This is a genomic window from Paenibacillus uliginis N3/975, from assembly GCF_900177425.1.
Taxonomy (GTDB): Bacteria; Bacillota; Bacilli; order Paenibacillales; family Paenibacillaceae; genus Paenibacillus_AQ; species Paenibacillus_AQ uliginis.
The window spans coordinates 1399544-1426534 of sequence record NZ_LT840184.1 but is presented as its reverse complement, the minus strand read 5'-3'; the positions used below and the strand labels follow the sequence as shown (position 1 = coordinate 1426534).

Sequence of the window (26991 nt, the reverse complement as noted above, 5' to 3'; positions counted from 1 at the left end):
TTAGATCCATAAAGTTCTTGGTCAGCATCTACTTTATAATTTGGTTAATCAGTCCTCCAAGTACGACCTTCTCCTTGTCTGAGAGTGTTACAATCGATTGAATGAACCTATTTGAATATTGATCATTTTTTGTTAATTCAATCTTAATTAACATATTCCTAAGACTTTCGGCTTCGTTCATAATCTCCTTGTAGCCGCTAATCCATTTCGGATCAATCTCAATTAACATTTTCTGTGATAAATACTCTAACAGATAGACCATTCTCTTCTTATGCTCAAACAAGTTATGCAGTGGACGTATATCTAAGCGTTTCTTCTCGATTGCTGTTACTTCATACAACTGTTTAAGAACTCTGTATACATCTAGACCGAATGTCTTGGGAACATCCGGATTGAGTGAATATTTCACTTTGAAATGTTGATCGGTAGACAAATAGTAATCTTCCAATGCTCTAAATACTTTCTGGATATCCAACTCATATTTTACATTTTCTTCGTAAATAAAGCTCATCACTTTAGGTTCATTCGTCTCGGCAGTATATCCTTTTACGATTTCTGAAATGGGTACTTTTCTGCAAGAATATATTCCTTTATAAAAGTCCATTGTATAAAAAACTTTTTCTTCTAGATCGTATCCGTAAATGAGAAGCCCATGGGGCTCATGAGAAAGATTGTAATCGTGATGCTCATGGATATAAAATCGGTCTACACAAATACCTACATACTTGTTCCGGTCTATGCAATCGATGATAAAATCGTCAATATGATCCATGATTTCTCCATCAGATATTACCTCAACGTTTACAAAAGGATTATTTTGGTGGTAATCATTTAGAAAAATAAACTCAATCCATGTAAAATTAATTCTGTCGTTAATATTTTTAAAAGAACTGAGTTGAATATAGTTTTCATATATCCAGTTCATGTAATTCTCGTTGACAGGGATTATGGAATGAGGATGTGGGTCGTAGCAAACTACCAGCGGCTTTTCAGTAATATGGAGTATCCTTTTGCGCATGATATTTCCCCCTCTAAGGAATGATTTTATAACAGTGTAGATATTTATACAGACATTACCTATCCAGTATAGCGAGGAAGCATTATATTTTATATTTAGAGTACTTCATCATATCATTTCCATCAAGCTCTCCCTAGCCGATAGGAATTATTTATATTGTAGGATCAAAACCTACTGTTTCATCCAACTGATAGCCCTATCAAAAAGTTCGGTTGGATCTTAACCTCTCCCTCCTCATAATTACAGATTTATACAGTAATTTTAAAAGAGCAGCTATGAAATCTTGATTAAGAGTGATATTTTCATCTCTTATAGCAAAAATAACAACTTTCTCAGCAGAATTATATACTACTCTTTCATATATTCTATCTTCCCCTAGAAATAAAACACTACTATATGTATTACATTAAGTGTACAATCAAATCCCTCCATTATTTCATTCTAGGAAAGTAAATAAAATCAGTTTAGATTAAGATTTGAATAATTTGGAAATGATTAGGGAAATAGTATAATAATAATGCTAAAACACTGCAGTTAAAATGTCTACTGGTTTTTTAAAAGTATCCTAAAATCTAAGCAATCTACTTTTTGCCTACATTCTTAATGATTAACATAATAAAACCTGCTCAATGATCGGGTTTTAAGAATCTATATCTAAATAGTAAGTCCCAAAGTTTCCTTTCAGCTTCATTCTGTATCGACGAGAATATGAAACGTCGGTTATCTTAGAACTTGAGTGACCTAGTCGCTCTTGAACAACTTTTACATCCCCTGCTTAGCAGAAGGGAAGCATGGATGTAACGAAGATCGTGAAATGTAACCGCTGTACTCCGCTCCTTCTTTATAAGGTAATGATCTCAGTTTTATTTTTTCTATAACTGGTGTCCCTTAGTTGTACAGACAACCAGATCGTTGACCTAGTAATTTGCTCTGAAGAAGGTTTATTTCTTTTTGACGAGACCCTTATGTTTGACAGTTTCACCATGTAGATCGATCGAACGTCTACTCGATCTAGTCTTTGTTTGCAAGAAAGTTTTGCACTGGGGACTTCTAAACAGTTTAAGAATGCATTTGCAGAGTTGGATAGAAAGCTTCGGTTCGAAAGCCAGGAACCATAGATGGAGTTTGGGGTTGGTTGTGATGTGTATAGAACCTATACGTAAACAACTATTTGATTATTGAAGCTAAAAATGAAGTGGAGATTTCAAGAACTGAAGTTTACAAGCAGAATCAGAACAGATCAGTAATAGTATGAACTGGTTTGAAGACACGTATGTTGGGATGAATGGAACCGCAGTTGTGGTTCATTCAGGTAAAATATCGCATAGAGAAGCATTTGCACCAAAAGGAACTGTTGTCCTTTAGAATAAGGATTCTGTTTCAATGACATGCTATCGATTCATGGATTCGGGGCAAAAGAGAGTCATGAACAAAAATATAACAGGACAGCACACGCTGACCTTTTCGTTGCATAAAAGTCATTCGTTTGAACAAGTGCATTTGTGAGAGAAATTATTATTGAAAGATAAAAGGATCACACTTGCAGCGGAAGATGAGCTTTAACCATCCAGTGTGTCAGCGAATACATGCAAGGAGCCTGTATATCGAGAAATTGCTCATCTATGCTATTGGACTCGACGCGTCGTTCTGGATAGCCTACAACCACAAGAGGACGATCTTATATTTCTGCTTTTTCAATTGAAGCAAAAAGGATTGACAATTCATTAGCATGACTACTCGGTTGGATGGCTCCAAAGTTTATTCTTCCTTATCTCAAGTTTTTATCATATGCGATCAATTGTTTTTTTATCAATTTAAAGAGGCTCAATCTAAAAATTAGTGTTGAACTTTTTGGCTCTTCGCTCTATTGGATGGAGAATGCCAAAACATAGTTTAATAACTTTTATCCCGTATGTAGATTCTCATAGGTTGAAGAAGCCCTCAAGAAGATCGCTTGACCGCTTCTTCAACCTATGAGGCGGGGTCACAAGGGATAAAAGGTTATTGTGCTCGACGTGCCGCGAGCCCTAAACGACCTTTGTTCGCAGTCATGTACACCATGGCGATCAAGTTTTCAACGTTTCGGTATCCTCTGGCTTTTCGTTTTGCTGCTTGAACCAGTCCATTCAGTCCTTCGAGAAAGCCATTTGTCATTTTACTGTGGAACCAATGTAGAATACCTTCTTCATGTTGTTTAATTGTTTTAGCGAGCTTCATCATTGGCTCTAACTTGGAGCGTCTCGCCCAGCCCATCCATTCACGTAAATATACATCAGCAAAGATGTGCGGGCTCGTCCAAAATTCTTGTAAACGCTAACTTCAATCGGTAAGCACGACCTGTATTTAAATGTAAGTCTTTAAGACCAATGAGCGCCTCTCGCTGTTCTGCGTTCAAATTGCGTTCATTCTTGAGCCAGAGATACTTTGTACGCTTTAGTTCCGGCTGTTTTTCTTGCTCTTTTTTACGTACTTCGTCAACAGCTTCATTGACCAACTTCATGACCTAGAACTTATCAAACGTAATTTCAGATTTGGTGAACCACGTTTCAATTCCACGGATAAATGCCGGAGACATATCGCAACACACTTCTTCAATCTGCTCTGCTATAAAGCTTTTTCTTCTTAAATGAGCTTTAAATTGTTCTAGTGTTGTCATGCTTTTGCCTTCAGTTGCAAATAGCACGATCTTTGTATCCGCGTCAACAAACAGCGTAATGTAACGATGCCCTCGGCGAGATGAGGTTTCATCAATAGCAATTCGTTTCAACTCACTAAGTTCAATTTGCTCCATCGCTTCATCTACATAGTGGGGTAAGATCCTCCATAATCTTGTGTCACGCTCTCTAAGTTCACGCGCAGCAGCATTAACAGGCATTTCAGCCATAAGCCTCATAGCCCACGATTCAAAATGAAAGGTGAAGTGAGATTTCAGACGTGACCATTTCAATGGTACCTGTGTAATCTTGTTATGTCAGATAAGGATTATGGGGATTGATAATCCCCCCTTTACGCCCATTGACATACACAGGACAGAACGTTGAACAACCATCGGGATTCTCCGATAACGTGATTGTCTTTCGTTACCGCCCGCGGCTTTTTATGCGTATCTGTTTTTACCATCTGTATGTGCCACGGATTATTCCATATCCTCAATATTGGTTCTTTGTATTTTCTCCATTTTGAATTTTCGTCCCCAATTCGTCCCCAGAACCATTTAACGACAGCATTTTAAGCTCTTTAAAAAAAATAAAAAAAACCCTGATCATCAAGGGTTTTCTTTGTATGGAGCCTAGGGGGATCGAACCCCTGACCTCCTGCGTGCAAGGCAGGCGCTCTCCCAGCTGAGCTAAGGCCCCTTATTAAGCAACTTATTTTCAAAATAGTACCTTAATAATATATCACAGCATTGTACTACTTGCAACAACAAATTTTATTCAATAGATCACGATTATACACCATTCAAAGCCCTATCTTACTACACATGTTACGCTATTTCCTCACCCTCCTGGATGAGAAAAAGTCCTCATATCCTTGAGGACTTCCTCTACCCTGCTATACACATGCCGATCAAATGTTTGAGTCCGGCAGTGAATCTTTGGATAGCAGACTTTTCAATTCTTTCATAAACATGTTGATGTCTTTAAAGTGCCGGTACACCGAAGCGAAGCGAACATAGGCTACCTCATCCACGGGATACAACTGTTCCATTAGAAGCTCGCCAATCTGACGACTCTCTACCTCAGCAGCGGCTGTTTTACGGAGTGCACTCTCCACCTCAGAGACGATCATATCCAGCTGGTCTGCAGATACAGGGCGTTTCTCACAAGCCCGAATTAAGCCGCGAAGTACTTTCTCTCGACTGAATTCCTCCCGGCTGCCGTCCTTCTTAATGACCATGAGCGGGGTCTCCTCAATCATTTCAAACGTAGTGAAACGGCGGCTGCACTGCTCGCATTCTCTGCGGCGGCGGATAGATTTATTCTCATTAGCTGGACGGGAATCAAGCACCTTCGTTCCGGCGTAACTACAGTATGGGCATTTCATAAAGCTAAATCACTTCCTTTGTATGAACTAATCACATGGCTTCCAATCTAATTTCCATAAACTGGACTGCAATTGATTGTTATGAAGATTGCAGTTCCGAGACATAATACTTTTACCAACTCAAGGAGGTGAACAGATATGGGACAAGGCGGTAACAGCAGAAGCAGCAACAACCTGGTAGTACCTCGTGCAACTGGTGCCCTGGAGCAAATGAAATATGAGGTTGCTCAAGAGCTTGGCATCAGCATTCCACAAGACGGTTACCAAGGTAACATGACTTCCTACGAGAACGGTTCGATCGGGGGATACATTACCAAACGTCTGGTAACCCTGGCCGAGCAACAATTGGCTGGTCAATATTCCGGTCAATAATTAATTCTTCATTCAAAGAGTGTTAGACAGGCTTGGTTCTCAAGCCTGTCCAATGCTCTTTTTATTGTTCTTCCCGTTTTAGAACGTATCATACACATCGGTATATTGATTATAATAATAAATGACCCTTTGTACATAGTGACGGGTTTCCCCTATCGGAATGTTCTTGACGTCTTCATATGTCCCGTCCCACATCCCCTTCTTTATCCAGTTGCGGACATTTCCCGGCCCTGCGTTATACGCAGCAATAACAGCAATCGGATTACCGTCCATTTCATCGTGGAGCTTCTTAATGTACCAGGTGCCGAGTTGGATATTGGCATCCGCTTCATGCTTGACACTATCCAGTGTCACAGTCGGTAGCTTGGCCATTTCCATCGCCCAATTGGCCGTATCTGGCATGAGCTGCATGATCCCGAGAGCCCCTCTTTTAGACTCCTTACCCGGTTTATAGTTGGTTTCTACTCGAATAATGGATGCGACCAGAAACGGATCGACTTCATAGTGAACAGCATGCTCGCGAATTTGATCTTTATAATAAATCGGATATAACCATGTCATCCAGATGTTATTCATGAAGAGTACCGCCACAAAAGAGATCAGCAGAACCAACAGCACACGTTTTTTACGAAACCAGCTCATAATCCGTATAACCTGTTCCACAGCTCGTCCACTTGCTGGCTCGTCTCTGCAAGGGTTCCGCTGTTATCGATTACGTAATCCGCCATGTTCTTCTTCTGTTCAATATCCATCTGGCTATTCAGCCTGGCCTCTGCCCGCTCTTCTGTAATCTCATCACGATCTATTAGACGACAGAGCTGTTTCTCTCTCGGTACATATACAACCATGACCTTCTCAAAAAGTGACTGCAGTTCTGATTCGTACAACAGCGGAATATCCACCACGACCAGTCGATCAGGATAGGCAGCTTCATAATCAGCCATCTGCTTCCGTATCTCATGGCGTATCGCAGGATGAGTAATTCCGTTCAGCGCCAGCCGTTTTTTATCATCATTAAAAATGATTTCACCCAGCTTCTTCCGATCCAGCTGCCCGTCCGCTTGTATCACATCTTGTCCAAAGTACGCGGCCACCTCTGCCAAAACCGGATGGCCCGGGAGCATTACCTCCCGAGCGATTACATCTGCATCCACGAGAAGTGCCCCCTTCCGGATCAGCATGGAGGACACGGTGCTTTTACCTGTTGCAATTCCCCCGGTTAAACCGATATTCATGATTTCACCTCATAACAACTTCATTATACCCATGAAGATTAATAAAAACGCCGGCGCGTATGAGATAAATCTCATACCGCCTTTGGAAGCAACCCGAAACCCGGTTTTCATACCGAGCACGAGAAACAGTCCACTAAACAGTGCAACCACCCCTGATGTCAATAAGGGTGAAAATCCGAGCATAGCTGCGCCAAGTCCGGCACCAAAAGCGTCCAGGGATAGTGCAATCCCAAGCCACATGGCCTCCCATGATGAAATGCTGCCGGAGTCGTCCATATCCGCCCGTGTAGGACTTCGCAAAATCTGAATAACAAGTCCCAGCTTGCGGATCTCCAGAGAGAACACAGCCGTTTGGGGCTGTGAACCAGCACCATCAGCAAGAACCGTAAGACCTGCTGTGTTTGCTTTTGGCGATATCGGTTCTGCGTCACCCGCACGATCTGATCTGGACCTGATCTGTTGAATAAAGGACCAACATCCGAGCGCAATAAGAATGACCGCTCCGATAATCGAAGCAAATGCAGGGGAGAAAACCCGCTGCAACAATACCCCAGCCTGCATTGAGATACAGAGCACGAGACCCGAGCACAGCGAAATAATGAGCACCGACAACAGCGGAATTTTCGTTCTACGCAGCCCGTATGTAATGCCGGCTCCAAAGCCGTCAAGGCTTAGCGCCATAGCCAGCAGTACAGGTGAAAAAATAAGACTGAGCACCCATTTCCCTCCTCCGGCCGTTAACGAGCTTTATCACACGTCTTTCGGCTATTCTCCAATAGTATATGGATTCAGGAAGGGATGGGTGCACGCCTATGACTTAACGTTTAACGGGCTGACAGCGTGGACAGTAATGGGTACCGCGGCCGCCAACCACCGTCTTCATGACTGGACCGCCGCAGTTGTCGCATGGCTCGTCCTTTCGTCCGTAGATACGGAGGCTGTGCTGGAACATACCCATTTCGCCTTGTCCGTTCACATAGGATTTAATCGAAGAGCCGCCTGCTTTTACGGATTCCGACAGGGTGTCGATAATAGCCTCATACAAAGATTCCAACTCGGCATCGCTTAATGTATAGGCGTTTCGTTCGGGATGAATGCCCGACCGAAAGAGTGCTTCATCTACATAAATATTACCGATCCCAACGATATATGCCTGGTTTAACAGGACAGCCTTAATTTTGGTCTTTTTCACACCAATAATTTCTTTAAATTTATTCAGCGTAAATGTATCGTCCAGCGGTTCGATGCCCAGCTTCGAAAGCGGAGGATTGTTGAATTCCTCCCCTGAAGCGAACAGATGCATCGTTCCAAACTGACGAACATCCTTATAGCGCAGCTCAGTCCCATCATCAAAATGAAAAATGACATGCGTATGCTTCTCCACCGGATCTCCGGAAGAATAAAGTCCGTATCGTCCCTCCATCCGAAGATGGGAGACGATCACCAGACCGTCCAGTTTGATTCTCAGAAACTTCCCGCGTCGTTCTACACCTTCAATGGTGTGTCCCTGCAGAAGAAAAGCGAATGCCTCACTATCATCTGGGCGCTGAATGATCCGCGGAAGATTTACAGTGACATGATCTATATGTTTACCCCGAATGAGCTGATTAAGTGTTCTTTTTATCGTTTCTACTTCCGGTAATTCCGGCATGATGTCTTCACCTCTTCCCCATTATAACGGATGTGAAGCGTCTGCGGGACCACGGTTTTTGGAAAAAAGGCTGCTCTACCGCTTACTTCGCTTCGTACCAGTTCTTACCGTAACTTACTTCAGACTTCAGAGGAACTACCAATTCCAGCGCCTTGCTCATCACTTCAGGTACAAGTGTCTTCATCGTTTCCATCTCATCTTCAGGCACTTCAAACACCAATTCATCGTGAACTTGAAGCAGCATACGGCTCTTCAATTGACGTTCATGCAGCGCCGCATCCATATGAACCATGGCGAGCTTGATTACATCAGCTGCCGTTCCTTGAATCGGCGTATTCATAGCGGTCCGTTCGGCAAATGATCTAAGGTTAAAGTTACTGGCATTGATCTCAGGCAAATAACGTCTTCGTTCCAATAGTGTTTTGACATATCCGTACTGCTTCGCCTGCTTCACAATCTCATCCATATAACGGCGAACACCTTGGAATACCTCGAAGTATTGATCGATAAATTTGGCTGCTTCTTTCCGTGTAATATTCAAGTTCTGAGACAGACCATAGTCACTGATTCCGTACACAATACCGAAGTTAACAGCCTTGGCCGATCGGCGCATGTTCGAATCCACATCTTCTTCGCTTACACCGAATACATCCATAGCGGTCTTCGTATGAATGTCCATGTCATGCAAAAACGCTTCTTTCAGACGATCGTCGTCAGAGATATGCGCAAGAACCCGCAACTCGATTTGAGAATAGTCAGCCGCGAGAATAGACCAGCCAGGCTCGGACGGAACGAACACTTTGCGGAGCTTGCGTCCTTCTTCCAGCCGGATTGGAATATTTTGCAGGTTTGGATATTGGCTGCTAAGCCGTCCGGTCGCAGCAATGGTCTGGCGGTAGTACGTATGCACCTTGCCGGTTTGCGGCGATATCTCCTTAAGCAATCCCTCGACATAGGTTGATTGGAGCTTCGCAATCGTGCGGTACTGGAGAATATAACGGACGATTTCATGATATGGCGCCAGCTTCTCGAGCACTTCCGCATCTGTGGAATAACCGGTTTTTGTCTTTTTGACGACCGGTAGCTCCAGCTTCACGAACAAAATCTCGCCAAGCTGCTTCGGAGAATTCAAGTTGAACTCCGTGCCGGCAATCTCGTATATTTTCTCAACCAAAGACTTGATCTGCTCTTCGAATTCACGTCCGAGTTGTTTCAGATCTTCCACGTTAACCGATATTCCCTGCTTCTCCATGTCGGCCAAAATGCGGGACAGCGGCATTTCAAGTTCGTGGAATAGCGGCAGCATTTCGTTATCGCTCAGCTCCTGCTCCTGCAGTGGTATAACCTGAGCAACAGCTGCACATTTCCGCGCGAGATGTTTGCTGAGGATTTCCACATCCGGTATTTTGTATTTCGCGCCTTTTCCAAACACATCCTCATCCGAGGTAAGAAAAGATACACCGTACTTGGCCGCTAAACCACTGAGCGTTTGGTTCGATTCCGTAGGATCAAGCAAATATGCAGCCAAATGAACATCAAAGGATGCACCGGCAAAAGCGATACCGTGCCAATGAAGTGCCAGATCGATACGGTGCAGGTCGTAACCCCGTTTAGGAATACTGCTGTCAGCCAACCAGTTTCGAATAGGTTCAGCCGTATCTTCTTTCAACAGTTCGAACGGAACATAATATTGAAGGTTCTCCGTAGCCAGTACGATACCGATCACACTCGCATGATGCGGATTATCTCCATACGTTTCCACATGCATAACCCTGATTTGATCAAGTAGATTTACGACCTCCGGAAGAAGGTCCACATCTACAGTCACTACTTCAACCTCGGCTTCAGGCTGCTCTGCTTCTGCGTTACCTGCCCCGCCTGCATCCAGATTCAATCGCTCTAGCAGCGATTTGAACTCCAACTTCGCCAGTGCCGGTCCGGCGGTTTCCTGGTTTAGTCCATCAAACTTCATATCATCCCAAGACTGTTCCAGCGGAACCTCGCGGAATATTGTCGCCAGTTTTTTGCTCAATATGGCAGACTCGACATTGTCCTCAATCTTTTCCTTCATTTTGCCCTTGAGCTCGTTCGTTCGGGCTAATACCTGCTCAACGGAACCGAACTCATGAAGCAGTTTAAGTGCCGTCTTCTCGCCGACACCCGGCACACCGGGAATGTTATCCGACGCATCCCCCATCAAACCTTTTAGATCAATAATCTGTTCGGGTGTCAGGTCATATCGCTCTTTAATCTGAGCTAGGCCATACTGTTCAATTTCGGTCACGCCTTTGCGGACCATGCCAATCGTGATGTGGTCAGAGGCCAGCTGCAGCATATCCTTGTCCCCTGAAATGACCATAACTTGACGGCCCTGCTCATCAGCCTGCCGGGTAATCGTACCGATGATGTCGTCGGCTTCATAGCCTTTAATCTCGAATTGGGCTACTCCAAGTCCCTGCAAAAGCTCCTTAAGCAGTGGGAACTGTCCAGACAATTCCGGCGGCGTCTTCTCGCGCTTGCCTTTATAATCCTGAAAATCCGCATGACGGAACGTTTCTTTCCCCGCATCAAATGCAACCATCATATGTGTAGGCTTATGCTCGTCGATCAGACGAAGCAGCATCGTAGTAAATCCATAGACGGCGTTTGTCTGCTGCCCGCTGGCATTCGTAAGCGGAGGCATCGCAAAAAACGCACGGTAAATAATGTTGTTTCCATCAATTACAATCAACTTGTCCATTCAGGCACCTACCCCTTTATAACTTCCTTCACACATGATAACATAGGTTCCCCATAAAACCGAAGGCCAAGCCTAAGTCTCCTGTATATTCATAGAAAATAGTTAAAATAAAAAAACGTCGGCTTTCGCCGACGCTTTATTTATTGGTTGAGATCTGGTCGATGCCCTGTCACCAGATAAACAGTGCTTTCTCCGATATTCGTTGCATGATCGGCAATCCGTTCAATGTAGCGACCGACCATGACGAGCAGCATCGCCTGATTCGCTGACTCCGGGTCACCAGTCAGATGCGAGAACAGATCATGAAAGATCACACTATAAAGATGATCAACCTGATCATCAACCTGTGCCATCTTATAGGCCATATCCGTATTCTCTGTCAAATAGGACTCGATAGATTCCGTTACCATGGACCTTACGATATCTGCCATGCGAGGGATGTCCACAAGCGGCTTGATCAGCTGTTGGCCTTGCAATCGAATGGTTACCTTCGCAACGTCACGTGCCAGATCACCCATCCGTTCCAGATCACTCGCAATCCGAAAAGCAACCAAGATTCGGCGCAAATCCTTCGCTACAGGCTGCTGAGTTACAATAAGACGGGAACCGATATCCATAATTTGCTCTTCCATCGCATTCAAATCGGTATCCTGCTTAACGACGTTTTGAGCTTTTTCCATATCCAATGTTTGAAGTGATGACACGGCAGCCGCCAGTGCCTCCTCCATATGCGTACTCATATCCCGCAGCAGCGTTCTCAGTTCATCGAGCTGCTGATCAAACTCAATTCTCCGGATCATGTAAGATGCCCCTCCAATTCATTATTTAACAAGCCATCAGCCGAAGCGACCGGAAATATAATCCTCGGTACGAGCGTCAGAAGGTGTGGAGAACAATACATCCGTATCTGCCGACTCAATTACCTCACCGTTTAGGAAAAATACTGTCCGACCTGATATCCGCGCGGCCTGGTGCATGTTGTGAGTAACCATGACAATGGTATATTTGCTCTTCAATTCTTGAACTAATTCCTCAATCTTAAGTGTTGAGATCGGATCTAATGCCGAAGTTGCCTCGTCCATCAACAGAATATCAGGCTGAACTGCCAAGGCGCGGGCAATACATAAACGCTGCTGTTGACCGCCGGACAGACTGAACGCGGAACGTTTCAAATAGTCTTTTACCTCTCCCCACAGCGCAGCCTGTTTAAGACTCTGCTCCACAATACCGTCCAGTTCTGACTTGTTGCGGATGCCATGCAGGCGTGGTCCGTAAGCGATATTGTCATAGATCGATTTAGGAAAAGGGTTTGGCTGCTGAAATACCATGCCGACCTGTTTGCGCAGAGCCTCAACATGGACTTCCTCACTGTAAATTTCTGTACCGCCGATCTTTACGCTGCCCTCAATCCGTGTGCCCGGGATCATGTCGTTCATCCGATTGAGTGTGCGCAGCAATGTCGATTTACCGCAGCCGGAAGGACCGATAAACGCCGTCACCGTTTTTTCAGGTATATCAAGGTCCACACTTTTCAGCGCATGATAAGACTCGTAATAGAGATTCAATTTCTCAATATGAATTATGGCTTCCATAAAATAATCATGTCTCCTTCTTCTGAACATTCACGATATCGATTTGGCAGTTGCATCAAAGTCTTAGGTGTTCTTCTGATATTTGTTCCGCAGCCAGATAGCGAGCAGGTTCATAATGAACAGCATAATCAGCAGCAAAATAATACCTGAGGCAGCTAGTTCATGGAACTCCGCACTCGGTCTCGATATCCAGTTAAAAATTTGAATCGGCATTACCGTGAATGAATCCAGCAGATTTTCTGGCAAAAAGGCTACATAGGTGAGAGCCCCGATCATAATGAGCGGTGCCGTTTCCCCGATTGCGCGGGACAATGCCAATATAACCCCTGTCATAATACCAGGCATGGCGGATGGCAATACCGACTTGGAAACCGTCTGCCACTTCGTCGCTCCAAGAGCATAGGATGCATCACGCCGGTTCTTCGGCACTGCCCGGAGCGCCTCTTGAGAGGAAACAATAATAATCGGCAAGACAAGCAATGTCATGGTCAATACCCCAGACAGCAAGCTTCGTCCAAGACCCATACCGCGGACGAAAATCGCGAGGCCGAGAATACCATATATAATAGAAGGAACGCCTGCAAGCGTACTGATATTTAGCTGAATGAGACGCACCCAGCGGCTTTTCCCGGCGTACTCCTCCAGAAATATCGCAGCCCCAACACCAAGAATAAATGACAGTGGAGCCATGAGCAAGAGCAAGTAAACCGTGCCAACTATAGGCGATTTCATCCCTGCCTTTGCTGCAATACGTGATGGATAATTTGTGAATAGTTCTGGCGAAAGTCTGTGAAGACCGTCCATCAAAATCGTCACGATTAATGCCATCAATGCCACAATTCCGATACTTGTACAGATCAGAAAAACAAGGTGCAGGGTGCGGTCGCCGCGGCGTCTCCGGGTTATGCCTTTGGTTTCGCCCAGATTCATTGATTCCATCTAATATTCCTCCCTGAAGCGGCGAGCAACCCACTGCGCCAAGATGTTAAGCAAAAAGGTAATGACAAACAAAGTCAGACCGACGGCAAAGATCGTTCCATATTCAATCGTTCCGCGCGGAACGTCACCGCTGCTGACCTGAACGATATATGAAGTCATCGTTTGTATGCTTTCCAGCGGATTGGCTGTCAGACGCGGTGTTGCCCCTGCGGCAACTGTAACGATCATGGTCTCACCAATCGCGCGGGAGAATGCCAGCACGAACGAAGAAACAACACCGGACATGGCAGCCGGCAGCACAATCTTCAGCGCCACTTCAAATCGGGTGGCACCAAGTGCATAGGCTCCGTGCCGGAGGCTCTTCGGAACGGCTCGCATTGCATCTTCACTAAGAGATGAAATCATAGGCAGCACCATAATACCTACAACAATACCTGCACTCAGTGCATTGAACAGGCTCATATCCGGAAATATTTTTTGTAATAAAGGTGTTACGGTCTCCAGCGCAAAATAACCGTACACAATCGTCGGCACACCAGCCAGCACTTCCAGTACCGGCTTAACAACTCCCCGAACCCGGGCAGGCGCATATTCATTTAAATAAATAGCGGATGCCAAGCCGATAGGCACTGCGAATATAATCGCAATGCCTGTAATCAGCAATGTGCCGCCCAGCAGGGGCAGCACGCCGAATTCTTTTGGGGAGAGAATAGGGCTCCATACCGTTCCTGTCAAGAAGGACCATACCGGTACCTCTTTGAAGAAAATGATGGATTCCTGTAGAAGTGTGTACACAATACCGATGGTGGTAAATACCGAAAGCGCTGCGCATAATCCTAGAAAAATCGGTATGATTTTGTCGGATAGACGCGTTTTGCTTCTGCGGAACGTCATTTTCCCGGAACTACTCGCCACGGATGATGTTTTATTCATTCTTCTCTTCCCTTTCTATCCATGACTTATTGAGCCAACTTGTCTTTTTCTTGTTGATACTGGTCATCTTGAAGTGGTACGAATCCAACCTCACCAGCCAGTGATCCTGCGTTGCTCAGGTAGAAATCAAGGAAAGCCTTCACTTCTGGACGATCCATTTCCTTCTTGCTTACATAGATGAACAAAGGACGGGACAATGGCGCGTAGCTGTTATCTTTAATTGTATCTGTATTTGGTGAGACGGTAGCTGTTCCGTTATCAATAGGAACCAGTTTCAATTTGTCTTTGTTCTCTTCATAGAAGGAGAAACCGAAGTAACCGATCGATTGTTTATCACCTGCTACACCTTGAACAATCGCATTGGTGTCTGCACTGAATGTAATTTGGCTGTCATTACGGCTAACTTGTGCTTCACCGTTAATAACTTCTGTGAAATAATCAAATGTTCCATGGTCCGTACCAGGAGAGTAGATTTTAATTTCCTCAGCAGGCCAACCTTCACGTACATCCGCCCATGTCTTTACTTTGCTTTCTGGCTCATATATTTTCTTCAGCTCATCAATAGTCAGCTTATCAATAAAATCATTCTCCGGATTTACAACGACAGCCAATCCATCATAGGCTACCATAACTTCGAGATATTCAAATCCTTTTTCCTTAGCTTCGGCAGCTTCCTTATCCTTAATCGGACGGGATGCGTTCGTAATGGCGATTTCGCCATTCAGGAACCGTTTAAAGCCAGCGCCTGTTCCACCTGTTCCAATCGGAATGCGGACATCTTTGTTTACAGCTCCAAACTCTTCAGCGATTGCTTCTGTCAACGGATGAACCGTGCTGGATCCATCAATTTCAATCGTTCCGGTAAGTGAATCACCGGCTCCTGCGTTGTCGACTTCTGTTTTCTTATCTCCGCCTCCGCAAGCTGCGAGCACTGTGCTCAGCATCATGATCAATACGAGAATACCTGCTGTTTTACGACCCCTTTTACTAAACAAACCTATCCACTCCTTCAGATCTGGTCTCTTTACTTACCGCTTTACAATATTGATATTAATCCTGAAATGTAATTTCAGTTATCGAGAATTGTAAACTCTGTGTAAATTTTTTAACCATTTTCAAGATTTTCAGACTCAATTTGCGGATCATAGGAATGACTGACATTCATTTCGTCCATCTCTTTCCTGACCCGCTTGACCCGTTCAGCCGCTTCCTCTGACAAATGATAGACCTGGCTGCCGGCATCCCTTACCTCGTCAACCACCTGCTCCATTTGGATAAATATCCCGCCTCCCTCGGCAACAATACTCTCACAGGAACGGATTTCCTCTAGACTAGCGGCGGTAACTTCAGCTGTTTCTGCAACGAGATGTTGGATTTGGATCAGAAGACTGGATATGTCTTCAGATAAATTCCGTGTCTGCTTGGCTAAAGTTTGAACTTCACCAGCGACAACCTGAAACCCTTTCCCGTGTTCGCCAGCATGTGCCGCTTCAATTGAAGCGTTTATAGCGAGCAGGCTGCTGTGGTTAGCGATCTCGGTAATTTGCTTGGTAATCGAGGAAATACTGTCGGCATTTTGTAAAAGCTGCGAGACAAATCCAGCCCTCTCCTCCATACCATTGACTAGTCCTGTATATGAATTGCTTACCTGTTCCAGCTTCTCTTTTCCGGATTGAGACCATTCCTTCATCACTTGACTTCGGGTCTGCGTTACCTCTGCGGCCTCCGCTACTTGGCTTAAAGACTCTTCAATCTCAATAGTTTGACGATGGTTTTCATTCAAAATAAATTCCCGTTTGTTCTCCGCTTCTTCTTGCAGTACGGTGGACAGATGCAATAAATCCTTCACGGTGAGAGCACCGATAAACTTATCCTGATCTGTAATGAGCACACAATCATAAAACTGAGATTCCGGACGTTGCAATGCTTGATGAAGCAGTTGTGATAGAGGCTGCGAAATATCCACAACCATAGGCTGCATTTCTGCAATACAGATTGCCGGGCGGTGATCATAAATTTCTCTGGAAAATCTGCCTGTCATACGGCGGTACATATCCCCCCGCATAATAAGTCCTTGAGGTTTGCCCGATTCACTGCAATAAACCATGCATGGTATTTCTCGATTAGTCTTGAACTTGTCCATCACTTCGCGGCAGGTCTCATTCATCCCGATGACTGGAACCGGCCTGCATAAGACAAGCGCGGTAGTGTTTTGTGATTGTGTCAGATGATTATGGAGCTCTGGCTTATTATCACTTTCCGTATTCATCGTGCCGTGTGTCTTAAGTTGAAGCAGCGTCATGCAGCCCCACTCCTTTATCTAGTTCTTAAGACGCATCTTATCGAAATAGTATTAACGGAATGTGTTTGGAATATGAAGGGAATGTAAACTCTTAAGTTTTTATGCACCTTTTCGCCTACATATAAAAAAAGCCCTCATCATTTAAGTAATGATGGGAGCTTTTTTAGGGTTTACTACCAGCTTATATCCTACACCCCGAATAGAGTCAATAAATACCGACTCGGGATCCAGTTCCAGCTTCTTGCGAAGAGAGCTGACATGCACGTCAACTGTCCGCTGACCGCCAATGTAGTCGAATCCCCAGACGACATTCATGAGATCGTCCCGGGTTAAGACGACTCCTGGCTTTCTGGCCAGGTATAACAACACTTCAAATTCTTTTGGCCGGAGGTTAATGTTCTGACCGCCCAGCTTCACTTCGTATTTATCCGGAAAAATTTCGAGCTGACCTAGTGTGATTACATTTCGCTGCTCTTCAGTCTCTTTTACTTCTTCAGTGTGTCCGGAAACCCTTCGCATGACGGCCGACACTCTAGCCAACAACTCGGATACACCGAAAGGCTTCGTAATGTAATCGTCGGCCCCCATTTTAAGGCCTTGCACAACCTCTTCCTCGGCATTCTTGGCTGTCAAAATAATAATAGGCGTCGTTATCCCTTGTTGACGAAGCTTCTCCAAAATGAGAAAACCGTTCATGCCCGGAAGCATCACGTCCAGCAATATCAGATCAAAAGATTGCTCACGCGCCCGGTCATACCCTGCCGTTCCGTGTTCCTCCACGGTGACATCAAAGCCTTCCTGCGTCAAATTATACGACAAGAGCCTTGAAAGTGTCGGTTCATCCTCTATAACAAGCAAACGTTGAGCCATGTTAACCCCGCCCTCAGATCCATATATTTTTAATACTTGTCACAGTATATCAACAGAATGTTATCCCAATGTTAAAAAGCAGCCTGACCTCTTAATCATTTTCTTGAAGAAGCGGCATTTCGATTACAAAAGAACTACCAAGGCCAAGCTCACTCTCAACCTTGATGGACCCGTGATGAAGATCAACGAGGTGTTTTACGATTGATAACCCGAGTCCGGTTCCACCTGAGCTCCGGGAACGTGCTTTATCCACCCGATAGAACCGTTCAAAGATGCGAGGCAGATCTTTTTTCGGAATTCCAAGCCCCGAATCTTTGACGATAAACTCAACGGTATCTCCTTGTTCATTCGGATGCATATCCCTTGCCATCAGCTGGACCCTTCCACCTTCCTGCGTGTAGTTGATAGCATTAGACAGAAGATTGGTAAATATTTGTCTAAGCTTATCCTCATCACCTTCCATAAACAACTCTTCCGGAACATGCAGACTCAGGCTGATTTTTTTCTTTTCAGCTTCAGGCCGCATAAATTCGACTAAAGATTCGAAGAACGTAGATAGATGGATCGGTGAAAACTCCATGGCAATCCGCTTGGATTCAATCTTGGACAACTCCAGAATGTCCCGGATCAACCGGTTTAGCCGCTCGGATTCATCATAAATAATCTGCAGGAAAGACCGTGAGGTCTTCTCATCTTTCACTCCCCCGCCAAGCAAAGTCTCGGCAAAACCTTTCACCGCCGCCAGCGGTGTCTTCAGTTCGTGAGAGACATTTGCGACAAACTCGCTGCGCATCCGCTCCAGTCTTCGGATATCAGTCACATCCTGAAGCAGGAACAGCATCCCGCGGTACGATCCGTCGTCCTGAACCATAGATACTCCGTCCAGACGGACTATGGACTCTACCGGAAAATACAAACTGCGTTCTTCACGAAAATTGTTTCTGTGTTCTAGCCCTTCCTCCATAAGCTTGGTAAGTTCATAATGCTGACGCAGCTCCCTGTAAGACTTACCAGTCACATAATCTGCCTTAACACCGAGCATTCCCTCCGCCGCCCGGTTCACCAGCACAATATTTCCGTCATGGCTGAGCATCACAATTCCACCGGTCATATTGTTAAGGACGCTTTGAAGGAGATCCTCGTTGTCCCTTATCGTCTGCAATTGAGTCTGAAGGCTGTCAGCCATTCCGTTGATTGCATGTGCCAGCTGGCCGATCTCATCCTTGCGATGAATTGGGACGCGAGCGTCATAATCCTGCCGGGTGATTTGCCGTGCTACACGCGTGATTTTCTCAAGTGGAGATGTCAAATTAGCCGCTACTTTGTAGCTCACAAGGGCAGCAATGATAAACAGGATGACAAGCCCTCCGCCCATAACAAGCCATCCCTGCCAGACGCCTTGATCTACGGCCTTTAAACTCATGGACAAACGGATATATCCGTCATAATCTCCCTGCTTTACAGGCAGCGCTACATACAGCATATCTTGCCCAAGTGTGCTACTGTAACGAATCGTACTGCCGATTCCTTCCTCCTGCGCTTGAACCATCTCTTCACGATACGCATGGTTATCCATCGATTCAGGATTACTCTCCGAATCACCTATAACCGTCCCGTCTTTCGATATAAATGTTACCCTGGCGTCTGCTAATTCCTCCAACTGACGTGACTTCTCGGTGTAATACTGTATTTTCTGCTCTCCGCTGAGGGACGGGAAATCCAAGGTCGCCTGAATGAGATTAATTTCACGGACCATGTTTTCTTCCTGTATGGCAATATGGGATTGTTTGAACATACTGGCCATCGTAAATCCTGCGCCGAGCATGGATAAACCAATCAGTGTCATCATAATAAATGTAAGTCGATTACGAAACGGTCTCATCCATCTCTTCCTTTAACGGTGAATTAGGCACTTGCTTGAACTTGCGGATCAGTGAATGAATAATCGTGGCCGCCGGCTGCTGAAACATAATAGACAGAACTACAGGTACCGATGCCTTCGGTGAAAAATATGCTGTCGCCAGCACCATACCGAGCGAGATGTTACGCATACCGGATGCGTACGTCAGCGTTACCTGCATCTCCCTCGTTCGATTTGGAAGCGAAAATGCACCATAATAACCAAGTCCGTAACAAATACAGATCAGTACAATTACAATTGGTACAATGATGACCATCTCCTGCCTCATTCCTGCAGCATGAGGCGCGATGGCTGCAGCATTCAGCATCACCACTAGCATAAAGGCAATCTTTGATAAGGGCTGGGCGATTGGAGCTGACCAAGCTTTAGCTCTGCCTTTCGACAGCTCATACAACACCACACCTACGACAGTGGGTAGCACAACCATTTGCAGCAGATCAATCACGAGACCCGTCATATCCCAGGTCAACGAAGCCGTTCCGAAGTATAGCTCCATGAGTGCAGGAACAACCAATGGACTAAGCAGCGTATCCAGCACAACAACAGACAAAATAAACGGCACACTTCCACCCGAGCTGCCAACCCAGAGAACAGAGGACACGCCAAGCGGTATAATAGCAAACAGTACCAGTCCGGTTGTATATTCCGAATGTGTCCCGAACACGAGCGTCCCAAGCCCGTACGCCAGCAGCGGGGCAGCAGCATGAGCGAGTAGTAGCGTCAAGATGACAGGAAGTGGATACCTCATCACCGCACGCAGATGTCCAATGCCACAACCGAGCGCCATCACCAGTGTAATATACCCGAACAGATATGGGATGGAAGATACATACGGCAGTAGGTGATCTGACAGAAACCAGCCCATTACAAGCGATCCGGGTATCAGAATGAACGTGTATTGTTCGAACCAAGATGCAAATGACAAGCCGAATTGTTTCACACTTCTCCTCCTGCCGACTTCATTTCTACTTTGTTTTCAATGATAAACCTCATTTTCCTGAACCGCAACGTTCATATGACAAGTACAAAAAATATCCTCCGGCAACAAACTTGCCGAAGGATACGTAAACGTAAATAAGAAATTTATTATGATTAAAGGAAAACAGGTTCCTTGAACATTTCGAGCTTGGCAGCCGAATCCTTGCTGACATCCGCATGAAGACTATTGCCGTGCGAATCCATCGTTACGATAGCCGCAAAGCCATCTACCTCAAGATGCCACATAGCTTCTGGTATGCCGAACTCCATAAAATCGACGCCGTTCACCTTTTTAATGCACTCTGCATAGTACTGTGCCGCACCACCGATCGCGTTTAGGTACACCCCGCCATGCTCTTCAAGTGCTTTCAGTGTTTTGGGTCCCATGCCACCCTTGCCAATGACTGCCCGGATGCCGAACTTTTTCAAAATATCTCCTTGGTAAGGCTCCTCCCGGATGCTTGTGGTCGGTCCTGCCGCCTTCACATGCCATCCCTCGTCATCTTTAAGCATAACGGGACCGCAGTGGTAAATAACAGCGCCGTTCAGGTCCAGCGGTGCATCGTGATCCATCAAATATTTGTGCAGGGCGTCGCGTCCCGTGTGCATTTCTCCGCGAATGACGACCACATCTCCTACCCGTAGACTGCGGATCTGCTCTTCACTGATCGGTGTTTGAAGCACGATTTCCTTTCCTTCACGCTCTGCTTCAACTTCGCTAGACTCCGATGCGGCCACTGTAACAGCTTCCGTCTCAGCTTCGGTCATCGCGATCCCGCTTCCGCTTTCATACAACCACTCCTGAATTTCTCCGCTTTCCGCTTCGATCAGCACGCCTTGACGGCGGAATGCCCAGCAGTTATAAGCAACCGAGACAAAGAAGCTTGCCGGAAGCCTGTTCATCGCACCGACCTTGCATCCGAGAAGCGTAACTTCTCCTCCAAAGCCCATCGTACCGATACCAAGCTTGTTCGCGTTATCTAGAACGTAATCCTCCAGCTTTTGCAAATCCGGATTCGGATTTACATCTTCAATATGCCGGAACAACTGCTGCTTAGCCAGCTCGTAGCCTGTTGTACGGTCTCCTCCGATACCAACTCCGATGAAACCTGCGCTGCATCCTTGACCTTGGGCTTGATAAACTGCATGCATAACACATTTACGGATCCCATCCAGATCACGTCCGGCTTTACCCAATCCCTCAAGCTCGGCAGGCAGACTGTACTGAATGTTCTTGTTCTCGCAGCCGCCACCCTTTAGTATAAGACGGATATCAATTGTATCCTCTTCCCATTGTTCAAAGTGAATTACCGGTGTTCCCGGCCCCAGATTGTCCCCGCTGTTCTTACCTGTCAGTGAGTCCACAGAGTTCGGACGCAGCTTGCCGTCTTGAGTAGCCCGGATGACCGCTTTGAAAATATCCTTCTTCATTTCAATCTGGTTGGCCCCTACAGGAGTATGTACAACAAATGTAGGCATGCCCGTATCCTGACAGATCGGCGAAACTTGCGTTTCTGCCATCTCAATATTTTGCGCGATTGTTGCCAGCGCCAAACCCGCACGGGTAGCCGCATCCTCTGCCTCACGGCCGCGTTTGACCGCTTTTCGAACATCTCCAGGAAGGTTTGTCGAGGTTTCCACGATTAGCCTGTATACACTCTCTTCAAAATGCTTCATGTCTGTTTACTTTCCCCTCTCTTTTATAACCCGTTAACTGTGCAAAGTGATCTGAAGTACTCTTATTTAGTCCTATCATATCATACAAAAAAGTTCATGAAAGGGTTTACTTTAAATTTAACTATTCTCTCAAATTGAGCTTTTCTCCCCTGTCTCCTGACCACGCAATAATATCAATCTTACATATATTGATGGAGAAGGAGGTGATCAAACATGAAAAAAGTTTCGATTTCTCAGGTGTTTCCAAGGCTGGCATTGTTCAGTGATGAGAACTATCGGGGTAGAAGATTTGTAGTGCGTGGTAACCTCGGAATCAGAAACCTCGATAGATTGTTCGGAGACATTGAAAGTCTTCGCTTCTTCTCTACGAATCCAAACGCCACTTTGGTATTATTCTCGCGTCCGAACTTTAGAGGCCAATTCAGAGTGTTCCGCGGTAACCGAAACATTGCAGATTTAGATGATATCATTAGAGGGGAAGATGCGGAATCTTTAGTTATGGCTAACTTCCGTCTCTCGCTTGCTCAGATCCGTAATATTCGCAACACAGGCGTTCTGCCACAAGGCTTTAGAAGAATCTAACCGTAAAGGCCCTGCCTCCGCTTGAAGCGGTAGACAGGGCCTTATTGATGTTAGGGAAATCGACGAATTAACCGTTAATAACCTCACCGCCGTTAATATGGATGATCTGTCCACTGACATATGAGGAGTCAGAAGAAGCCAGATACACATACGCCGGTGCTAGCTCTTCCGGTTGTCCAGGTCGCTTCATCGGCTGGTTTGCACCGAACTTGCTCACCTGGTCTGCCGGGAACGTTGATGGAATGAGCGGAGTCCAAATCGGACCTGGCGCCACTCCATTGACACGGATCCCTTTATCGACGACATTCATAGACAGAGAACGTGTAAAGGACACGATCGCTCCTTTGGTCGATGAATAATCGATGAGTTCAGGACTACCCCGGTAAGCGGTAATGGACGCCGTGTTAATAATCGCACTGCCTGTGCCAAAATGCGGCATAGCCGCTTTCGTCATGTAGAACATCCCAAAAATATTAGTTCGGAATGTGCGCTCCAGCTGATCTTTGGTAATATCCTCGATCTTCTTCTGAAGACGCTGCTCAGCAGCATTGTTAACTAGAATGTCTAATTGACCAAGCTGCTCTACGGTCTGTTTTACTGAGTCCCGGCAAAATGCTTCATCCCCGATATCACCAGCGATAAGGATACATTTCCGACCTTCCTGCTCAACTTGGCGCTTCGTTTCCTCCGCATCTTTATGCTCGCTCAAATAAACGATAGATACGTCGGCACCTTCCTTAGCGTAGGTTACTGCAACCGCTCTACCGATCCCACTGTCACCCCCAGTAATTAAGGCAACCTTCCCTTTTAGCTTGCCGGCTGCTTTGTACTCGCTGGATTCATACTCCGGAAGTGGATGCATTTCCGACTCGGTTCCGGGACGATGATCCTGATGTTGCGGGGGGAGTGTTTGTTTTTGTCCGCCTTGTGGCATAGTGCATTTCTCCTTTCAGGTCAGTTCATTTGTTTACTATTCATGACTATACTTCCCTATTAGGATGCGTTAGGCCCGGGCATATTATCACAACCTCTTTACGATATGTTAATAACCACAAACGAGAGTTGATCAAACACAATAGCCTCAGACCTTTGAAAAATGTAAATAAACAAAAAAAGCCATCCCATCAAATGGGATGACTTCTGATATGAAACATATTTTTTAAATAACTTGGTTGTATACCATGAAGAATATCATAATAATCAAACTGAGTGCCAACAGCGAGCTAAATGTGCGAAGCTTGGCCGTTTCGGGTTTCACATCTCGTTTCTCACGGATACCCGCAAGAGCACTTTTAAGAGGCTTGCTCATAATACCGCCGAATGCAAACATCGCTAGAAGCAGAACGGTAACGATAATCATCCAAGGTACCGAATACTCGCCCTTCGACATCATGTAACCACCGGTTACAAGCTGAACGACTAAACCATATTGAGCAAAACGATTAGCTACGCGAACCGTATTTACCGCACCTTCCTGTGCGCCCAATGATAGTTTTTGAACGCCACCCACGATAAATGGGAGAATCAAGTAAAATCCAACAGCTGCTGTTCCGATCATATGTAGCAGAAAGAAAATTTTATAATCCATTATACTACTCCTCCAATTTTATTAGTGTGATATTTATTACATTTAATGTACTGAATCATATTATACTGAACAAATGCCATAAAGAAAAGCAATCCCGTCCCTAAAATTTGGAACGGGATTGCTTTGTCATTCAATCGTCAAAAATAGGTAGGGGAGTATATTACAGCTTCACCACGGAAGTGACATTGCGTACTGACTCTGCAGATTTATCGAGTGCAGCTTTTTCATCTGATGTCAGCTCCAGCTCGAATACCTTCTCAATGCCGTCTCCACCCAGGATTGCCGGAACGCCCATAAACAGGTTGTCATAGCCGTACTCGCCTTCCAAAAGAGCAATGATCGGCAGGATACGTTTCTTATCCTTCAGAATCGCTTCAGTCATCTGTACAAGGGAAGCAGCCGGTGCATAGTAAGCGCTGCCGTTCCCTAGCAAGTTGACGATTTCACCGCCGCCGACGCGAGTGCGTTGTACAATCGCCTCAATACGATCCGCAGGAATCAGCGTGTCGATAGGAATACCGCCAACGCTGGAGTAACGAACGAGTGGAACCATGTCATCCCCGTGTCCGCCCAGAACAAATCCACGTACATCCTCAACGGATACGTTAAGTTCCTGCGCAATGAATGTGCAGTAACGAGCTGTATCCAGTACGCCGGACTGGCCGATTACACGATTTTTAGGGAAGCCTAAAGTGTTGTAAGCTACGTAAGTCATAGCATCCACCGGGTTGCTCAAAATAATAACCGTTGAGTTAGGAGCAAATTTCTTTACGTTCTCACATACGGACTTCACGATTCCCGCATTGGTATTCACGAGGTCATCGCGGCTCATCCCAGGTTTACGGGCTATACCAGCCGTAATAATGACCACATCAGAATCAGCAGCATCTTCATAGTTGGATGTACCAACGATGTTACTGTCAAAACCTTGAACCGGGCTTGCTTCCATCATATCCAGAGCTTTACCTTTGGTAGGGTTCTCGAGCTGTGGAATATCCAGCAATACGACGTCTCCAAGTTCCTTCTGTGCAAGCATAAGTGCAGTGGTCGCTCCGGTAAACCCGGCACCGATTACAGTAATTTTTTTACGAGTAATTGCCACGATGGTTTATCCCCCTTACAAGTTTTTAATGATTTCGTCCGCGAACTCGGAACATTTCACTTCTGTAGCGCCTTCCATCAGACGGGCGAAATCATACGTAACGGTCTTATTATTAATCGATGTTCCCATACCCTTGTAGATGAGGTCAGCCGCTTCCTGCCAGCCTAGATGCTCAAGGAGCATAACGCCGGACAAGATAACGGAACCCGGGTTAACGACGTCTTTATCAGCGTACTTCGGAGCAGTTCCGTGAGTAGCTTCAAAGATTGCATGTCCTGTCACATAGTTAATGTTCGCTCCAGGAGCGATACCGATACCACCAACTTGAGCTGCAAGCGCATCAGACAGGTAGTCACCGTTCAGGTTCAGTGTCGCGATCACATCAAAGTCTGTAGGACGAGTCAGCACCTGCTGCAAAGCGATGTCAGCAATAGCATCTTTAACGATGATTTTGCCAGCTTCTTCAGCAGCCTTCTGTGCTGCATTGGCTGCATCTACGCCGTCTTTTTCCTTGATAATATCGTACTGTGCCCAAGTGAATACTTTATCGCCAAATTCTTGCTCAGCCACTTCGTATCCCCAGTTCTTGAAAGCACCTTCGGTAAACTTCATGATGTTGCCTTTGTGAACGAGCGTTACACTCTTACGGCCGTGCTTGATTGCATATTCAACTGCAGCACGTACAAGACGCTTGGAACCTTCCGAAGACACTGGTTTAATACCGATACCGGAAGTTTCAGGGAAGCGGATTTTGTTCGCACCCATTTCTTCCTGAAGGAATTTGATCATTTTCTTAACTTCTTCAGAACCTTCCTTGTACTCGATACCTGCATAGATGTCTTCAGTGTTCTCACGGAAGATAACCATGTCTACAAGCTCAGGACGCTTCACCGGAGAAGGTACGCCGTTGAAGTAGCGAACAGGACGCAAGCAAGTGTACAGATCAAGCTCCTGGCGCAGAGCCACGTTCAGGGAGCGGATACCGCCGCCGATTGGCGTTGTAAGTGGTCCTTTGATGGCAACGATATATTCACGAATTGCCTCCAGCGTATCATTTGGAAGCCATTCTCCATATGTATTAAAAGCCTTTTCTCCGGCAAACACTTCGTACCATGCAATACTCTTGGAACCGCTGTAAGCTTTCTCTACAGCCGCGTCAAGAACACGTTTGGATGCTCTCCAAATATCACGACCTGTCCCGTCGCCCTCAATAAAAGGAATAATCGGATTGCTAGGCACCTGCAGTTTGCCGTTATCAATCGTAATCTTCTCACCTTCAGTAGGTAGTGCGAATTTCTCAAGTTTCATAAGTATGAATTCCTCCTTTAAATTAATTACTTTCTCTAAAATTCCCGTTAAAAAACACGGGTAAAGGGCACAAAGAATACCGCTGCCTGTGGCAAATGTGCCGCTCAAGCGTTTTCTCTGCCCCTATTGTACATGATTG

At 45.6% G+C, this 26991-nt stretch carries 24 protein-coding genes, 1 tRNA gene and 1 pseudogene; 2 read left to right on the top strand and 24 right to left on the bottom strand.

Features of this window, described 5'->3' with window-relative positions:
• Window positions 1-28 precede the first annotated feature (28 nt).
• The 5 genes and pseudogenes from B9N86_RS06670 to nrdR all read right to left on the bottom strand — a co-directional run bounded on the left by B9N86_RS06670 (window position 29) and on the right by nrdR (window position 5062).
• Window positions 29-1018 (bottom strand): hypothetical protein, encoded by a 990-nt coding sequence (locus tag B9N86_RS06670; protein ID WP_208918315.1) that lies wholly within the window; start codon window positions 1016-1018, stop codon window positions 29-31.
• Between the two features lie 2001 nt (window positions 1019-3019).
• Complete coding sequence (locus B9N86_RS30575; protein ID WP_280174971.1) at window positions 3020-3271, bottom strand: transposase; 252 nt, start codon at window positions 3269-3271, stop codon at window positions 3020-3022.
• A gap of 19 nt (window positions 3272-3290) precedes the next feature.
• Window positions 3291-3965: pseudogene (locus B9N86_RS30160) on the bottom strand (transposase).
• A 336-nt stretch (window positions 3966-4301) separates the two neighbouring features.
• A tRNA-Ala gene (locus tag B9N86_RS06650) sits at window positions 4302-4374 on the bottom strand.
• Window positions 4375-4585: 211 nt separating this feature from the next.
• Window positions 4586-5062 (bottom strand): transcriptional regulator NrdR, encoded by a 477-nt coding sequence (gene nrdR / locus B9N86_RS06645; RefSeq protein WP_208918312.1) that lies wholly within the window; start codon window positions 5060-5062, stop codon window positions 4586-4588.
• A gap of 138 nt (window positions 5063-5200) precedes the next feature.
• Here nrdR and B9N86_RS06640 point away from each other — a divergent pair, with 138 nt between their 5' ends.
• Window positions 5201-5434: an alpha/beta-type small acid-soluble spore protein gene (locus tag B9N86_RS06640; protein ID WP_208918311.1), complete on the top strand. Its 234-nt coding sequence runs from the start codon at window positions 5201-5203 to the stop codon at window positions 5432-5434.
• Window positions 5435-5512: 78 nt separating this feature from the next.
• Here B9N86_RS06640 and B9N86_RS06635 read toward each other — a convergent pair whose 3' ends face one another.
• From B9N86_RS06635 to B9N86_RS06565, 15 genes are all read right to left on the bottom strand, one after another.
• On the bottom strand, window positions 5513-6076 hold the full coding sequence (locus B9N86_RS06635; protein WP_208920138.1) for a lytic transglycosylase domain-containing protein: 564 nt from the start codon (window positions 6074-6076) through the stop codon (window positions 5513-5515).
• Entirely contained in the window at window positions 6073-6669 is a 597-nt protein-coding gene (gene coaE / locus B9N86_RS06630) for a dephospho-CoA kinase (RefSeq protein ID WP_208918310.1), read from the bottom strand. Before coaE ends, B9N86_RS06635 begins: the two co-directional genes overlap by 4 nt.
• A 9-nt stretch (window positions 6670-6678) precedes the next feature.
• Window positions 6679-7386, bottom strand: coding sequence for a sporulation membrane protein YtaF (ytaF, locus tag B9N86_RS06625; RefSeq protein WP_208918309.1), 708 nt, complete (start codon window positions 7384-7386; stop codon window positions 6679-6681).
• A gap of 100 nt (window positions 7387-7486) precedes the next feature.
• Window positions 7487-8320, bottom strand: a complete 834-nt coding sequence (gene mutM, locus B9N86_RS06620) for a DNA-formamidopyrimidine glycosylase (RefSeq protein ID WP_208918308.1) — start codon at window positions 8318-8320, stop codon at window positions 7487-7489.
• An 82-nt stretch (window positions 8321-8402) separates the two neighbouring features.
• The gene (polA, locus tag B9N86_RS06615; RefSeq protein ID WP_208918307.1) at window positions 8403-11060 is read right to left on the bottom strand and encodes a DNA polymerase I; all 2658 of its coding nucleotides are present in this window, start codon (window positions 11058-11060) and stop codon (window positions 8403-8405) included.
• A gap of 140 nt (window positions 11061-11200) precedes the next feature.
• On the bottom strand, window positions 11201-11860 hold the full coding sequence (gene phoU / locus B9N86_RS06610) for a phosphate signaling complex protein PhoU (protein ID WP_208918306.1): 660 nt from the start codon (window positions 11858-11860) through the stop codon (window positions 11201-11203).
• Window positions 11861-11896: 36 nt separating this feature from the next.
• The gene (gene pstB, locus B9N86_RS06605; RefSeq protein ID WP_208918305.1) at window positions 11897-12652 is read right to left on the bottom strand and encodes a phosphate ABC transporter ATP-binding protein PstB; all 756 of its coding nucleotides are present in this window, start codon (window positions 12650-12652) and stop codon (window positions 11897-11899) included.
• A 63-nt stretch (window positions 12653-12715) separates the two neighbouring features.
• Entirely contained in the window at window positions 12716-13591 is an 876-nt protein-coding gene (gene pstA, locus B9N86_RS06600) for a phosphate ABC transporter permease PstA (RefSeq protein WP_208918304.1), read from the bottom strand.
• A complete protein-coding gene (gene pstC / locus B9N86_RS06595) occupies window positions 13592-14524 on the bottom strand; it encodes a phosphate ABC transporter permease subunit PstC (protein WP_208918303.1) in 933 nt (310 codons plus the stop codon).
• A 26-nt stretch (window positions 14525-14550) separates the two neighbouring features.
• On the bottom strand, window positions 14551-15519 hold the full coding sequence (locus B9N86_RS06590; protein WP_208918302.1) for a PstS family phosphate ABC transporter substrate-binding protein: 969 nt from the start codon (window positions 15517-15519) through the stop codon (window positions 14551-14553).
• 110 nt (window positions 15520-15629) lie between these two features.
• Entirely contained in the window at window positions 15630-16826 is a 1197-nt protein-coding gene (locus B9N86_RS06585) for a methyl-accepting chemotaxis protein (protein WP_208918301.1), read from the bottom strand.
• Between the two features lie 141 nt (window positions 16827-16967).
• A complete protein-coding gene (locus B9N86_RS06580) occupies window positions 16968-17696 on the bottom strand; it encodes a response regulator transcription factor (protein ID WP_208918300.1) in 729 nt (242 codons plus the stop codon).
• A 91-nt stretch (window positions 17697-17787) separates the two neighbouring features.
• Window positions 17788-19578, bottom strand: a complete 1791-nt coding sequence (gene pnpS / locus B9N86_RS06575) for a two-component system histidine kinase PnpS (RefSeq protein ID WP_208918299.1) — start codon at window positions 19576-19578, stop codon at window positions 17788-17790.
• A complete protein-coding gene (locus tag B9N86_RS06570; protein WP_208918298.1) occupies window positions 19562-20557 on the bottom strand; it encodes a bile acid:sodium symporter family protein in 996 nt (331 codons plus the stop codon). The genes pnpS and B9N86_RS06570 overlap by 17 nt, the downstream gene beginning before the upstream one ends.
• A gap of 152 nt (window positions 20558-20709) precedes the next feature.
• Entirely contained in the window at window positions 20710-22272 is a 1563-nt protein-coding gene (locus B9N86_RS06565) for a fumarate hydratase (protein WP_208918297.1), read from the bottom strand.
• A 213-nt stretch (window positions 22273-22485) separates the two neighbouring features.
• Here B9N86_RS06565 and B9N86_RS06560 point away from each other — a divergent pair, with 213 nt between their 5' ends.
• Window positions 22486-22854, top strand: coding sequence for a hypothetical protein (locus B9N86_RS06560; RefSeq protein WP_208918296.1), 369 nt, complete (start codon window positions 22486-22488; stop codon window positions 22852-22854).
• 67 nt (window positions 22855-22921) lie between these two features.
• Here the strand turns inward: B9N86_RS06560 and B9N86_RS06555 are convergent, their stop codons facing one another.
• The 4 genes from B9N86_RS06555 to icd all read right to left on the bottom strand — a co-directional run bounded on the left by B9N86_RS06555 (window position 22922) and on the right by icd (window position 26852).
• Window positions 22922-23788, bottom strand: a complete 867-nt coding sequence (locus B9N86_RS06555; protein ID WP_208918295.1) for an SDR family oxidoreductase — start codon at window positions 23786-23788, stop codon at window positions 22922-22924.
• 225 nt (window positions 23789-24013) lie between these two features.
• The gene (locus B9N86_RS06550) at window positions 24014-24442 is read right to left on the bottom strand and encodes a hypothetical protein (RefSeq protein WP_208918294.1); all 429 of its coding nucleotides are present in this window, start codon (window positions 24440-24442) and stop codon (window positions 24014-24016) included.
• A gap of 160 nt (window positions 24443-24602) precedes the next feature.
• Window positions 24603-25544, bottom strand: coding sequence for a malate dehydrogenase (gene mdh / locus B9N86_RS06545; protein ID WP_208918293.1), 942 nt, complete (start codon window positions 25542-25544; stop codon window positions 24603-24605).
• Window positions 25545-25559: 15 nt separating this feature from the next.
• Window positions 25560-26852 carry an NADP-dependent isocitrate dehydrogenase gene (gene icd / locus B9N86_RS06540; RefSeq protein ID WP_208918292.1) on the bottom strand — a complete coding sequence of 431 codons (1293 nt, stop codon included), beginning with the start codon at window positions 26850-26852 and terminating at the stop codon, window positions 25560-25562.
• Between the last annotated feature and the right edge of the window lie 139 nt (window positions 26853-26991).